Genomic DNA, 14696 nt, shown 5'->3' on the forward strand with positions numbered 1-14696 from the left:
CTCCTATTGACTGATACCTGTTTGAACTAAATTTACATGCGCTTTTACATGGATATCCATATTTGAATAGTTTTCTCTAAAGCGTTGGCTGTTAAAGTTGCGCGTACGGCTGCGAACGTAATCTGTAAAGCAAATTGGGTCAACGCCTAATTTTTGAAGCTTTTTAATTAGATTATTGCTATCCTTCTCTAAGTTTGAGGTTAACTTTTCTTCAAGCATATTGATATTAGAGGGTGTTGTTAAACTGAGCCACTGTGGAAACTCTTTTACAAGGCCATCAATGTGTAAATGTACAACAATGGTAGGGTTCTGGCGGTTCCCTTTTAATGTATACTTTGTTTTAGTTCGGAGATTTTCCAAAATGACTTCTCCTGAATGTCCCTCGTGCTTAATATCCATTGTATAACGACCGTGTTTTGTCCCATCCAAGAGTAGCTTCAGTAAAAAGGTCTCTTTCATATCAATTGAAGAAATGTATTTTTCATTTTTAAACAATGCAATTCCTTCTAATTTGATTGCATCTTTTTCTTGGGATAACAGCGGTAAAAAAGGATCACGGTCATCGCTAAAAAAACTAAATAAAAACGTTTGTAAGTTAGTTAGTGGTAGGTTTTCAGTTTCAATATTCTGGTCAATTAAATTTGAGATAAACTGATAATCCTTAATTTTCTTTCGCGTAACAGAGCTTAACATTTCATGTGCATTACCGTCTGTGATGGCTACTTTAATGGTACGTCCTAAGTCGGGATTTCGAGCGAGCGTATTGACTAAATCTCGCATTCCATGTTTGGCATAGTCTTCACCAATTATGACGCTACGCAACTGGCCAAATGCCAAAGGAAGCGAAGACTTAACGTTTAGGTGAAGAGGGATATCAAAAGAGCTATCGCCTTTGGCTGCAATGATGCTTGGTTCCTCCGTTGGTCCATATTTAAAGATAGGGTATAAAACGGTTCCTCGAATTTTGTCTTTGTCCTCATCGTAATCGTATCCAATCGCATTCACGACTTGGATTTCATCAATTATTTCGCGGTCGGCACAGCTGATTAGAAAGAGACTACAACAAGCTATAACTATTAATTTTTTCATTGTTGTATATCCTCCTTGGTTACTCTCGGTCTAGATTTTGTTTCTTTTTTGATTTTTCAGGATTGTAGCGGAACCAGCTTAAAGGTCTTAAGTATCCAGGGCGCTTTGCTGTTTTGCTATATGGAAGTCTAAGGAACGTATCACGTTGGCTTTTTGCTCGAAATGGATAGACGGGAACCAAATAAGGCATACCAAGAGACTGTAAACGAAGTAGGTGAACAATTAGGTAACAAAAGCCAAAAATAATACCGACAAGTCCATACAAGGCTGCAAACAGTACAAAAGGGAAGCGCAAAAGTCGAATCGTATTAGACATTTTAAAAATTGGGGTTGTAAACGATGCGAGTGCAGTTAAAGAAACAATGATGAGTAAGACGTTACTCGTTAAAGCAGCTTCAACGGTTGCTTGCCCAATAACAATTCCCCCAACAATCCCAAGCGTTTGACCAACCTTAGAAGGTAGTCTTGCTCCTGCTTCTCTAAGCAGTTCAATAGTAATTTCTAAAAATAATACTTCTACCACAGGGGGGAAAGGGACATTCGTTCGTGAAAAAATAATCGGTCCCAGTAAATCCTTTGGCAACATTTCATAATGATAGGTAACAACGGCAACATATAGCGGCGTTGCAAAGATAGAAAAGAATACGCCAAACATTCGAATTAAGCGAAAGAATGAGCCTAGCACCCACGGTAAATAATAGTCTTCAGGTGAAATAAAAAAATCAAGCAGCGTGGATGGTCCCGTCACTGCGTAAGGAGAACCGCTTGAGAAAAAGGCCACTTGGCCATTTAGCAAGGTAAACAATACGCGGTCTACTCTCTCGGTTGTTAGAAACAAAGGAAATGGTGTATTTGAATTATCTGAAATGAGCTGCTCGAGCATGGTGCTGTCAAAGATTACGTCAAAGTCAAGAGATTCTAAACGCTGTGTCATGGTATCCACGTGCTGGGGATTCGTTACGTTTTCTAGGTAAACAATTACTACCCGTGTTTTGGACTTTTGCCCGACCGTAATCTCTTTGAACACTAAATGTTCAGAAATCAAGGTTTTTCGCATGAGATATAAATTAACATCAAGATCTTCTACAAATCCGAGCTTTGGACCTACGACGCTAAATTCATTTTCAGTTTCATTCTCTGTGCGAAATCCTGTATCAAAACTTTGAACCTTAATTAAAGCAACTTCTCTGTCGTTTGTATGAAGTTGAAACATAACGTATCCGCGAAGCATTTTTTCTAAAATTTCTTGAGTATCTTTAGTGATAGAGATATCTTCAATCGGTAATACGTTTTCGACTTCGTTGACGTTTGTTAACGTAAAGTCAATGAGCTGAATAGGCTTTATAATTTTATCTTCAACGCTTTGCATCTGGACGAGCTGTTTAAAGTACGTAATGACGTATTTCTTATGCTGAGCTCCAATAGCGAGCGTTGTAAAATCACTGGATTTACTAAATTGCTCAATAATTTCATCCAGAGTTTTCTGTGGTTGTTGATCAGCATTTCTCTTTTTAAATAAACTCTTGAACATAAGTATGCTCCTTATCATCAGTCCTCATCTGTTATTGGTAGTTTGTTCATGTATTTCCTTTTTATGCGATGAAACTTTTCTTCTGAAGGATTAGTGCATTTGTAGGGTTTATGGGCTTGTAAACAGGTATTTACGCGATTTTAACGAATCTTTACATTGCCATAAAAGTGCATTTACAAAAAATTGTTAGATTTAAGCATGTAGAAAAAAGAGCGATACGAAGGGAGCACGATGAAATGAAAAAGAAATTATTAGGGGCAACGCTTGCTGGTGCTGTAGCACTCGGTTCTTTTGGATTAGGAAATGCATTAATGGAAACTGAAGCGAAGGGGCCAAAACAGCAGGAGAAAAAACCAAAAAACGTTATTATGATGGTAACGGACGGAACAAGCTCAAGCACAACAACATTAGCAAGATGGTATAAAGGTGCACCTCTACATATGGATCAGTTAATGGCTGGAGGGGTTCGCGCTTATTCAGCTGAATCAGCAATTACGGATTCAGCACCAGCAGGAACAGCATTGGCTACTGGTAATAAATCTAACTCTGGATATGTAGGAGTGCTTCCTTCACTTGTCACAACACCTGGTGTTGAACAAATAAAAGAAGAAGACAAGTACCGCCCAGTAGCAAATGTTCTAGAAGGAGCAAAGCTATCTGGAAAAGCAACAGGAATTGTAGCAACTTCTGAAATTCAACACGCAACGCCAGCTGGTTTTTCAGCCCATCATCACGATCGTAATAACTTTGATGTACTAGGTGAGCAGCAAGTATACCAAGGCATAGACGTTGTACTCGGTGGTGGTAAGCAATCACTTGTCACAGGAGAAGGTAGTAAAAATCGTAAAGACGGTGAAAACTTAGTTGAAGTAATTGACGAAAAGGGCTATGATTTTGTAGAAAATCGCGATGAGTTATTAAAATCAAAATCAGATAAAATTTGGGGTTCATTCTCAGATTCAGCGCTTGCTTACGAAATGGACCGTAAACAAACAAAGCCTCAAGAGCCGACAATTTCAGAAATGACGGATAAAGCACTTACTACGCTTTCAAAGGACAAGGATGGATTTTTCTTATTCGTTGAAGGCAGTAAGCCAGACTGGGCGGCACATGCAAACGATCCTGTTGGAATGGTAAGCGACGTGTTAGCTTTTGATAACGCAGTAGGGAAAGCAGTCGAGTTTGCGAAAAAAGATAAAAATACAATGGTTATTGTTGTATCAGATCACGGTAATAGCGGTATTTCAATCGGAAGTAAAAATACAGATAAAAACTATGATACAACGCCTGTTTCAGCGTACATTGACCCGTTGAAAAAAGCGAAAATGACGTTAGAAGGTGCAATGAGCTCTCTAAATAAAGACTTATCAAACAAAGAAGAAGTGGCTGCTTTATACGGTCTAGACAACTTAACGGATGATGAAAAGAAACAGTTAGATGCAGCGAAAGATAAAAATGCAATTGGAGTAACATTATCTAAACTGCTGGCAAATCGTGCAAACCTAGGCTTTACGACAGGTGGTCATACGGGTGAAGACATGTTCTTGTATTCATACGGAGTAGATCGTCCTGTGGGGCATTACGATAATACTGATCTTGCTAAGCATATGGCAAAAGCAATGAATTTCGACTTAGATAAACTAACAGATGAGCTGTTTATTGAAGCTACAAAAGCATTTAAAGGTGCTAACGTAACAGTAAATAAACAAGATCCACAAAACCCTGTATTAGTTGTAAAATCAAACAAGCGTACGGTAGAGTTTCCTGTTAACAAAAATATTGCGATTGTGGATGGGAAAGAAATTGAAATGAATAGCGTGGTCGTGCAAGATAAAAACGGTCGCTTCTTCGTATCAAAACAAGCAGAAGATATTGTGAAAAAAGGGAAATAAGCGTTTGAAATATATAGCTCACCGGAAGTGAATTCTTCTGGTGGGCTTATTTGTTTTTGTTTCATCTCTTGTTAATAGTTAAAAAGACCTATATAAAAATACGGTTTTTAGGCATTCCTTTATGCATAAGTGGAAGAAGTGTAGTATGATAGACTTGGTGTATGAATTGATTAGTTCATTTCTCATATATATGTTGTTACGGTTATATGCTACACTTTTGATATCCAAATACTTACTAAATTTGAGAGAAACTAGCGAGGTTTTTCTCCTTAGCATAAATGTTCATTTTTGTTTTTAATTTAACGGAATAGATAATGTAAAAGGATTAGAAAGAATGTTAGAAGGAGCGACGTTTGTGAAAGTATTAATTGCAGATGATAATATAGATTCAATTGAAATCTTAGAATATTTTATTTCTCAGGTACCTGGCTTTGATCTCATTGGCTCTTGCAGGGATGGTGAAGAGTTAATTCAGCAAGTAATGGTACAAAGTCCAGAGCTTATTTTGGTAGATATTAATATGCCGAGCATGAGCGGATTAGAAGCTGTGAAAGAATGTTTGAAGATTAAACCAGATTTACGCTTTATCTTTATAACAGGGTATGATCAGTTTGCGGTTGAAGCTTTCGAATTATCTGCTCTTGACTATATTGTTAAACCGATTGAAAAGCAACGGTTATATGTAGCATTAGAGCGCGCTAAAAAAACGCTTGCTAAACAAGAAAAAGACAATTCAACTAAATCAAGAGCAAAGCGATTACCTGTTAAATTTAACGGATCTACTTACTATATACCAATTAACGAGATTGTTTTTATTGAAAAATCAGGAAAGAAATGTTTAATATTCACACAGTTGAGAACATATGAAACATATGAAAACATCAGTGATATTTATATGTATTTAGATCCAAACGTTTTTAGCCAAACGCATCGATCTTATATTGTTAATCTGGAAAAGGTCTCTCATATTACTCCTAGAAATGAAACGTACCTAGTCTACTTTTTGAATTTTGATGAATATGCTCATATCTCGAAATTGAAAATTCAAGAAGTGCAAAAGCAGCTCCATGATCTAATGGTCAATTAACAGTTGAATTAAATACACTTGCACGTAACAGCAGGCGAGCCTTTGAAACGGTTCGTCTGTTTTTACGTCTTGCTTATGAGAGAGGAGAGAATGACTCTGGAAGGGAATTACAATTTATTTACCGTTTTGCTGGCAATAGTAGTAGGCATTTTATCTGCCTATACAGCCTTAGATTTAATTGAGAGAAGCAGTAGCTCACCACGTCCTCAAAAAAAATGGGTATTGATGTCAGCTTTGTCCTTTGGGTTAGGTGTGTGGGCGGTACAAGTTATTGGCTTACTCTCTTACTATACGCCTATCACGTTTCAAATTAATATGTGGATATTAATTGCTTCATTATTAGTAGCCTTTCTAGGAAGCTTATTATCCTCTTGGTTATACATGATAAAAAAAATGTCCATCATTTCAGGTATATTAATCGGCATAACACTTTTGATGACGCACTATATACTTCTTTTTTCATTAAAAAGCAACATAGCACTTCAAGTTCAACCATGGGCCAGCTTGCTCAGTGCCACTATTTCATTTGTGCTAGGTGCGTATATTGTTCATGCTTGGTTTTATGTGAAAACGTTGGAACAAAACCAAATGATGAAGGTAATGAGCTCAATCGTTACGGGCTGTGGACTTGCAGCTATGCATTACATTCACTTAGCGGGTTATTCATTAAAGGAAGGTACGTTTATTATTAGGCGATGGGGGCAGTTTTTGCCATACCAAGAACCGTTTGCCGGGTTGGTGGCAAGTGTTACCCTTACAATTCTTATTTTATTTTTGTTAATTGCAGCTTATAAAAAACATGCTGAGTCGCACACAAATATGATAAAAGAAGCATCGTACCGTTCACTATTTAACTATAATCCAGATATCGTATGCTCTATTAGTGTTAATGGATTTATTAACGTAATGAACACAAAGGGAAAAGACGTCACTGGGTATGCTATGCATGAAATGGAACACTTACCTTTTCTGATGCTTTTTCCACCTGATGATGCAGAGCGAATTCAACACTTTTTTCAACAATCGCTCGATGGAACGTCTGTTCATTATGACGCAACGTTGATTAAGCAAAATGGAGAAAATATTTATGTAGAAGTTACTCAAATGCCCATTATCGTAAACGGTGAAAGCCACGGTATATATGTGATTTTAAAAGATATTACAGAAAGAAAAGTCGCTCAAGAAGCATTGTGTACTTTACAAAGTGAATTAGCATTAACAATGAACCAGCATGATGGGGTCATTTTTAAGCTAAAAAAAGTAAATGGTAAGTTTCTATATACCATGTCTGAAGGAAAATTGAAAAAGGGATTCGGCTTGGATACTGATGAGATGGTAGGCAAAGCAATAGACATGTTTTTAGAGGGAAAACAGCTACAAGAAAAGCATAACCTATATGAAAAAGTATGGAATGGCCAGGCACTATCATATGAAGGATTTTTCAGAGGGATTCCGTATTATGAAACACTCACACCCGTTATAAAGGGCGATCAAGTTGTTGAAATAATTGGTAACATGATTGATATTACCAATTTGCATCGTGCACAAGTACAGCTTGAAAGAAGTGAAGCTATGTATAGATCCGTGCTTTCTACTATGACAGAAGGAGTTGTGTTTCATAATTGTGAGGGAGATATTGTTGCGGCGAATGAACATGCAGCAAGTATCTTAGGGATGAGTTATGATGAATTTTATCAAATAAACACAATGAATTTAGCATGGAGAATGATTCACCCAAATGGTGAAATCTTTCAAAAGGAGGATATTCCATCTGTACGATGTTTAAAAACTGGAAAGGCAGTTGAAAACGTTGTAATGGGAATATGGGTGACACCTCATAAGCTTATTTGGCTTTCAATTAATGCGCAGCGTTTGTCTGATAATGAATACCATGAGGGCGTTGTAGTAACATTTAAAGATATTACTAAGCAGCGACAGCAAGAAGTAGAACTGTTGCAAATAAATAAGCGATTGGTGGTTGCAAAAGAAGAAGCGGAAAAAGCCAACCAAACTAAAACCGAATTTTTGTCAAAAGTGAGTCATGAGCTAAGAACACCCCTCAATAGTATTATGGGCTATACGCAAATTTTAGGTGATCAGGAATTGCCTCCTATACAAACAGGGCATGTTCAAAAAATTATGAGGGCAAGTCAGCATTTGTTAAATTTAATTAATGAAACAATGGACTTGTCTAAAATTGAAGGTGGGCACGTTTCATTAAATATGGAGTCGCTACCTGTTCAGCAGGTATTAGAAGAGGCTTATAAAACAATGCATCCTATTGCCTTAGAGCATAATATGAACCTGACGCTTTTACAACAGCAGCCAGATGTATACGTGTATGGAGATAATCTGCGCTTACAGCAAATCCTGCTTAATTTGCTCACTAACGCAGTTCGCTATTCTAAGCCTTATGGGAGTATTAAATTGGCTTTCAAGTCTGATGAGCATGTTGTAACGATTTATGTAGAAGATGAAGGCATCGGCATTTCATCATCAGAAATTCAAGATATTTTCAAACCTTTTTATCGCTCCAAATCTGTTATGATTGACGGAACAGGTATCGGCTTATCACTAGTTAAACAACTGGTGCTAATTATGGACGGAACATATGGAGTAGAAAGTGTAGAAGGAATAGGTAGTACGTTTTGGGTTCAATTTCCCGTTGTAAAAGCTTCTGACAAGAGCCCTTCAATAAAAGAGAAGTCAGTGTTACAAAGCATAGCTTCCATAGAGAAGGCTAGCGTGCTGTATATCGAAGATTACGATGAGAATATTGAACTCATGCAGTCAGTACTAGCTCCTTATAACAACGTTGAGCTATTTATTGCAAAAAATGGACGTCAAGGAATTGAAGCTATCCAAACGATACATCCAAAGGTAATTTTACTTGATATGAACTTACCAGATATATCAGGTGAAGAAGTAGTAAAAGTAATCAAAAGCCAAGATCAGTTAAAAGACATACCTGTGATCGCAGTTACCGCTAATGCCCTACAGGGTGATGTTGAAAAAGCAGTAAGTATGGGGATTGAAGAGTATATTACCAAACCTATTCATATTGAGACATTTTTACACAAGTTAGCACGTATACTGAATGTAAAGAAATAAATAACTGTTTTTCATTGACAAGTTGGAAAAAGTTACGTATTATGATAATAACTTAATACACTTACTTCATCTAAGGAGTAAAGGGGAGTAGCGTCAGGGAAACCTGAAACAAAGTCGTCATTCCATGGATTGTATCCATCGGCTTTGTTGGCATAACGAATTTATTTATGCTTAGCAAGACCTTTGCCATATTTGGCAAAGGTCTTTTTGTGTTTTCTTTGCCGAATTAGGGAAAAAGATTAGTAAGAGAGAGAAAAGAGAGGAGAATGTTTATGGATGCATCATTGTTATTAGAATATGGGTGGGTGCTGCTTGTTCTCATCGCCTTAGAAGGAATTTTAGCTGCTGATAATGCGCTTGTAATGGCGATTATGGTAAAGCACTTACCGGAAGAGCAGCGTAAAAAAGCATTGTTTTACGGGTTAGCGGGAGCATTTATTTTCCGCTTTGGTTCACTATTTGCAATCTCATTCTTAGTAGATGTTTGGCAAGTGCAGGCAATCGGAGCAGTGTACTTATTGTTTATTGCAATAAATCATCTCGTAAAACGCTATTTGAAAAAGTCAAAACATGATGAAACAGTTACAAAGGAAAAAAAGGGTTCAGGTTTTTGGATGACTGTTTTAAAAGTAGAGTTAGCAGACATTGCGTTTGCAGTTGATTCAATTCTTGCAGCGGTTGCTCTAGCCGTCACGCTTCCTAATACGCCACTACCTAAAATTGGTGGATTAGATGGTGGACAGTTCGCCGTTATTTTTGCAGGTGGATTAATTGGATTAATCATTATGCGTTTTGCAGCAACGTGGTTTGTGAAATTATTAAATCAACGACCAGGCTTAGAAACAGCTGCTTTCTTAATTGTTGGTTGGGTAGGGGTCAAATTAGCAGTCTATACGCTTGCTCACCCTGAATTAGCAATTATTGATGAGCATTTCCCAGAATCAAAAGGATGGAAGCTTTTCTTCTGGATCGTACTAATTGCAATTGCTGTTGGCGGTTGGTTCTTATCCAAGGGTAAAAACCAGAGTGAAATTGAAGGTTCAGATGATGCACAGGATGCGTTGAAAAAAGTAGATCATCAATAATAAAAGAGGCTGCGACATAAGTGTTTCAGGTCATAATCAATCCGAACTATTGGGAGTTAACGACTCTTTTATAGTTCGGATTTTTTTCTAATTAGGAAATTCATTTTAGACGATTAGTGGAGTGCAGCGTAAGACACATAACTTCCGGGGAAAACAGAGGAAAGACTGAGGCCTCTCGTAGCGAAGAGGCTCAGAATCCTTCCCATGGAAAGCGAATTTTTGGAGCGCAATGGAACGAACTGGTCATAAAAACCTGATTACTTTAGAAAAGTGATAATGGGTCTTTTGGAAAAAAACATTGCGTTTTGTTTCAGTTTTTTTGCATTAGAAAAGCAGGTGCCTAAAACACCTGCTTTTAGCCATATTATGAAGTTGTTAAAATTATTTGTGTTGCCCGCTTAAATGAGCTTGAGCTTGTTGTACTAGACGTTTTGTAATTTCGCCACCAACTGATCCGTTGCTACGAGCAACCGTATCAGAACCTAACGTTACTCCAAACTCTTGAGCAATTTCTGCTTTGTATTGATCTAAAAATTGTCCCACGCCAGGAACTAACAATTTATTTGATTTAGCCATGGTTTCATTCTCTCCTTTTGTTAAAGTTCAACGAATAATCATCGTTGTAATCGTAGTATGTACTCTTGGTTTATTAGCATACTGGTAATGGTTTGAAGGAGATAAAAAAAAGCCCAACTTCAGAAGAAGTTAGGCTTTTTGTTTTATTTTACAACTGCATATTGGTCAACTGATTGAGCAAATGACTTTTGTAGAGATTTTACTTGCTCTACGTATGCATCAGATACTTGTTGAAGCTCTTCACGCGTTTTCTTTTGCTCTTCTAGTAGCTGTGTAATAACTTGGTGGTATTGCTCTTGAGCTTGTTTCACCATTGTATAACCAGTTTTGCTTTGGTTTACAGATAATGATTGTAGCTTGCTTAATGCTTCACTCATACGATTTGTCCACTCTTCGTATGAGTCTGCCACTGCATTGCCTGCAGTTCTGCGTAAGTTTTCAACAGTTCTTTGCTGAAGATTTTCAAGCTCAGCCTTCCATTGCTTATCAACTTCTTGAAGTTGTTCAACGGCTTTTGACACAAACTCTTGTTGTTGCTCTAAAGTTTTTAACGTCCATAGCTCAACTTGTTTATTTCCTTCAGCGATGTTTTCTAGTCCTTTTGTCCATTGATCCCACATTGCATCGATTACTGTTTCATACTTTACTGTTGCCATAATCAAATTCCTCCTCGGTTGATTGGCTTGCGAACAGAATAGATTTATGAAACGTTAGAGATGTTTGTCGTAGATGTAAGGCTTAACATTTCAGCTAGCTCGCGAAATAGCCGTTATTTTTATATAAGGAAACGTAGCGTCAAACTACGTGACTCCTTTTGTACATGTAAAATTACTTTTGATTCTCATCTTTTTTTGTACTTGAGCTGAATGGGAAAAACATGTCAGTATACATAGAAAAGAATGAATCCAGCATATTTTGATATTGCTCTAATGATGAAGCCCACATCGTTAAGTATTGCTCGCCAGCTTCCGTTAACGAATAGATACGTCGAGCTGGCCCTTCAGCAGATGTATCCCACTGTGAAGTAATGAGATTATCTTTTTCAAGCTGTCTTAAGGTACGATATACGTTCCCTTGATCGACTGATGTAAAGCCGAAACTCATCAGCTGCTGAATTAGCTTATAACCATGTAAATTCCAACCCCGAAGGCTCAGTAATAAAAAAGGAATCATAAAGTTTTTTGGTGCACCACTAATCGATTTTTCAAGATTAGCGGAGTTTGAAGCAGAGGCGTTATCTTCTTTACTTGTACTCAAGTTAATCACCCCTTTTTGGTAATTTGTCTCTATATGTGTAATTTACACCTAGGTGAGATAAAAGTCAATCATTCCCTTGGTTTTTTTTAGAAAACGACAAAAAAACCAAGAGTTTCGACAATTTCTGTCAAAACTTTTCAAAAATCATCAAAGATTGGGAATTGTTTATCATATCAAACAACTCTATAATAGTATACGTAAGATATTTTTAACACTTTTACATTTTGTTGGCGCAAGTAGAAAACAAATCAAACAATAGTAAGCGTTCTTATTGATGATAATGATTGCGTTTACTTCGTGCTTCCTAATATGTACACAGGCGTTTTCGCCATGAACATATTGAAAGCCATCACTTTTAATTACGTGGAAAGGAGATGGAAAATTGGAACAGCAAAAGATGTTAGATCCGTTTCAAGCATGGAAAGACGTATATGACAAAACTGAATCTTACTGGGGAAAAGTGATTGGAGACAACATGAACAGAGAAGAGTTCTCTCAAATGATGGGAAACGTTCTGAACATGAACCTTCAGTATCAACAAGCTATTAACGAAGTAACAGGGCGCTATTTCCAACAAGTAAACATTCCAACAAAAGAAGACGTAGCAAACGTAGCTACACTTGTCATTAACGTAGAGGAAAAAGTAGAGGCGTTAGAAGATCGTTTCGATGATCTTGAAGACAAGCAAGATAGCCCAGCTTTCAAGCGTGAAGTAACTAAGCTGAAGTCAGATGTGAAGTCATTAGACAAAAAGCTAGATAAGGTATTATCACTGCTTGAAGAGCAGCAAGACACGCAAACCGTGCTTCAAGAGTTAATTCAAGAACAAATTAAAGAACAAGGTGAACAGCTAAAAGCAGAGCTTTTAGACCAAGTAAAAGCAGAGAAACAAAGTGAGCAACAGGCTCAAAAGTAAGACAAGGGGACAAGTAAACACATCATACTACTGTTTATGTAGAACAATTACAATTGATGAGACCAGGGGGAATTTTTGATGACAGAATTACAAGGTAAAGTAGCAATCGTAACAGGTGGCTCTAAAGGAATTGGAGCGGCTATTACACGTGAATTAGCATCACAAGGTGTTAAGGTAGCTGTAAACTATAACAGTAGTAAAGAATCTGCAGAAGCTATTGTCAATGAAATTAGAGAAAATGGCGGTTCAGCAATTGCTATTCAAGCAGACGTATCATATGCAGATCAAGCTAAACACCTTGTTGAAGAAACAAAAGCAGCGTTTGGCCAGCTTGATATCTTAGTAAATAACGCTGGTATTACGCGCGACCGTTCTTTCAAAAAGCTTGGAGAAGAAGATTGGAAGAAAGTAATCGATGTTAATTTACATAGTGTGTATAACACAACTTCTGCTGCTTTAGGTGACTTAGTAGAAGCAGAAGCAGGCCGCATCATCAACATTTCATCTATTATCGGTCAAGCAGGTGGATTTGGACAAACAAACTACGCAGCTGCAAAAGCTGGTATGGTAGGCTTTACAAAGTCGCTGGCACTTGAGTTAGCAAAAACAAACGTAACGGTTAACGCTATTTGCCCTGGCTTTATTGAGACTGAAATGGTAATGGCAATTCCAGAAGAAGTACGTGCTAATATCGTTGCGAAAATTCCAAAGCGCCGCTTTGGTCAAGTAAACGAAATTGCACGTGGCGTTGTGTACTTAGTTAAAGACGGAGCTTATATTACAGGTCAACAACTAAACATTAACGGTGGCTTATACATGTAATTGTTATTTCATATAAAAGTAGCCCTGACGTTTTGTCGGGGCTGTGCTTTTTCGTTCATGATTAAAAAGAAAGGTGGATGTTTTCATGGCAACTCCATATATCCAAGAATGGGAAAAGTTAATCAAATCAATGCCTAGCGAATATAAAAGCTCAGCTCGACGCTTTAAGCGTGCTTATGAAATTGTCACAACGGAAGCAGAGCCAGAAGTAGGGTTAACGCCAAAGGAAGTAATTTGGAAAAAGAATAAAGCGAAGCTGTATCGTTATACTCCAACTCAAGATAGATTGCACAAAACGCCAATTTTACTTGTATATGCTCTTATTAATAAGCCATATATTCTTGACTTAACACCTGGCAATAGCCTAGTGGAATATTTACTAGAGCGTGGTTTTGATGTGTATCTGTTAGACTGGGGTACACCTGGCGTAGAAGATAGCGGCATGAAATTGGATGACTACATTATGGATTACATTCCGCGCGCTGCAAAAAAAGTGCTGCGTCATTCAAAAGCACCTAATTTATCTGTGTTAGGTTATTGTATGGGCGGTACGATGACAGCAGCGTTTGCAGCATTACATGATGAATTACCAATTAAAAACTTGATCTTTATGACAAGCCCGTTTGATTTTTCAGACACTGGTTTATACGGCGCATTTCTAGATGAACGCTACTTTAACTTAGATAAAGCTGTTGACACGCTAGGTAATATTCCACCTGAAATGATTGATTTTGGTAATAAAATGCTAAAACCAATTACGAATTTCTACGGTCCTTACGTAACGCTAGTTGACCGTTCAGAAAACCAGCGTTTTGTTGAAAGCTGGAAGCTTATGCAAAAGTGGGTAGCAGATGGCATTCCATTTCCTGGCGAAGCATATCGTCAATGGATTCGAGATTTTTATCAGCAAAATAAGCTCATTAACGGCGAGTTAGAAATTCGTGGACAAAAGGTTGATCTAAAGAATATTAAGGCTAATATTCTTAATATCGCTGCAAGCCGAGACCATATTGCAATGCCGCATCAAGTGGCTGCGCTAATGGATGCTGTTTCGAGCAAAGATAAAGAATACAAGCTTCTTCAAACAGGGCACGTTTCGGTTGTATTTGGCCCAAAAGCAGTAAAAGAAACATACCCAACAATCGGTGATTGGCTACAGAAGCGTTCAAAATAAGCGTTTTTTAATAAGCAAAATATAATTAACATAAAGGCTGTACGTGTGGTGGTTTTCTTGCACGTGCAGCTTTTATTATTAGTGAGAAAAAGAACTTTATATACTGAAATTTCCGTTTGGTAATGACAACGGTCGTTTGTTCTTTTATACTAAATA

The 14696-nt window shown here is 37.5% G+C and carries 12 protein-coding genes and 1 riboswitch; of the genes, 7 read left to right on the forward strand and 5 right to left on the reverse strand.

All coding sequences use genetic code 11. The annotated features are described in order from the left end of the window. Positions 1-3: 3 nt before the first annotated feature. Both NIZ91_06255 and NIZ91_06260 read right to left on the reverse strand, forming a co-directional pair. On the reverse strand, positions 4-1089 hold the full coding sequence (locus NIZ91_06255) for a Ger(x)C family spore germination protein (GenBank protein ID USY56252.1): 1086 nt from the start codon (positions 1087-1089) through the stop codon (positions 4-6). A 19-nt stretch (positions 1090-1108) separates the two neighbouring features. Beyond that, positions 1109-2620, reverse strand: coding sequence for a spore germination protein (locus tag NIZ91_06260; GenBank protein USY56253.1), 1512 nt, complete (start codon positions 2618-2620; stop codon positions 1109-1111). A 236-nt stretch (positions 2621-2856) separates the two neighbouring features. On the opposite strand from NIZ91_06260, the gene NIZ91_06265 reads away from it, so the two are divergent. The 4 genes from NIZ91_06265 (at position 2857) to NIZ91_06280 (ending at position 9795) form a co-directional block, all read left to right on the forward strand. After that, positions 2857-4512, forward strand: a complete 1656-nt coding sequence (locus NIZ91_06265; protein USY56254.1) for an alkaline phosphatase — start codon at positions 2857-2859, stop codon at positions 4510-4512. 334 nt (positions 4513-4846) lie between these two features. Then, positions 4847-5599, forward strand: coding sequence for a LytTR family DNA-binding domain-containing protein (locus NIZ91_06270; GenBank protein ID USY56255.1), 753 nt, complete (start codon positions 4847-4849; stop codon positions 5597-5599). A gap of 90 nt (positions 5600-5689) precedes the next feature. Beyond that, positions 5690-8710 carry a PAS domain S-box protein gene (locus NIZ91_06275; GenBank protein ID USY56256.1) on the forward strand — a complete coding sequence of 1007 codons (3021 nt, stop codon included), beginning with the start codon at positions 5690-5692 and terminating at the stop codon, positions 8708-8710. Positions 8711-8780: 70 nt separating this feature from the next. Next, a riboswitch (yybP-ykoY riboswitch) is annotated at positions 8781-8882 on the forward strand. Positions 8883-8982: 100 nt separating this feature from the next. Next, a complete protein-coding gene (locus NIZ91_06280) occupies positions 8983-9795 on the forward strand; it encodes a TerC family protein (protein ID USY56257.1) in 813 nt (270 codons plus the stop codon). Positions 9796-10176: 381 nt separating this feature from the next. Here the strand turns inward: NIZ91_06280 and NIZ91_06285 are convergent, their stop codons facing one another. From NIZ91_06285 to phaQ, 3 genes are all read right to left on the reverse strand, one after another. Further along, positions 10177-10371: an alpha/beta-type small acid-soluble spore protein gene (locus tag NIZ91_06285; protein ID USY56258.1), complete on the reverse strand. Its 195-nt coding sequence runs from the start codon at positions 10369-10371 to the stop codon at positions 10177-10179. Positions 10372-10514: 143 nt separating this feature from the next. Next, positions 10515-11027 (reverse strand): polyhydroxyalkanoic acid inclusion protein PhaP, encoded by a 513-nt coding sequence (phaP, locus tag NIZ91_06290; GenBank protein ID USY56259.1) that lies wholly within the window; start codon positions 11025-11027, stop codon positions 10515-10517. Positions 11028-11199: 172 nt separating this feature from the next. Then, the gene (gene phaQ / locus NIZ91_06295; GenBank protein ID USY57104.1) at positions 11200-11568 is read right to left on the reverse strand and encodes a poly-beta-hydroxybutyrate-responsive repressor; all 369 of its coding nucleotides are present in this window, start codon (positions 11566-11568) and stop codon (positions 11200-11202) included. 442 nt (positions 11569-12010) lie between these two features. On the opposite strand from phaQ, the gene phaR reads away from it, so the two are divergent. The 3 genes from phaR to NIZ91_06310 all read left to right on the forward strand — a co-directional run bounded on the left by phaR (position 12011) and on the right by NIZ91_06310 (position 14540). Then, entirely contained in the window at positions 12011-12544 is a 534-nt protein-coding gene (gene phaR, locus NIZ91_06300) for a polyhydroxyalkanoic acid synthase subunit PhaR (GenBank protein USY56260.1), read from the forward strand. Between the two features lie 78 nt (positions 12545-12622). After that, complete coding sequence (locus tag NIZ91_06305; protein ID USY56261.1) at positions 12623-13366, forward strand: 3-oxoacyl-ACP reductase; 744 nt, start codon at positions 12623-12625, stop codon at positions 13364-13366. 85 nt (positions 13367-13451) lie between these two features. After that, complete coding sequence (locus NIZ91_06310) at positions 13452-14540, forward strand: class III poly(R)-hydroxyalkanoic acid synthase subunit PhaC (GenBank protein ID USY56262.1); 1089 nt, start codon at positions 13452-13454, stop codon at positions 14538-14540. Positions 14541-14696: the final 156 nt, after the last annotated feature.

Origin of the sequence: Bacillus sp. 1780r2a1, from assembly GCA_024134725.1 — a bacterium.
Taxonomy (GTDB): Bacteria; Bacillota; Bacilli; order Bacillales; family Bacillaceae_H; genus Priestia; species Priestia aryabhattai_A.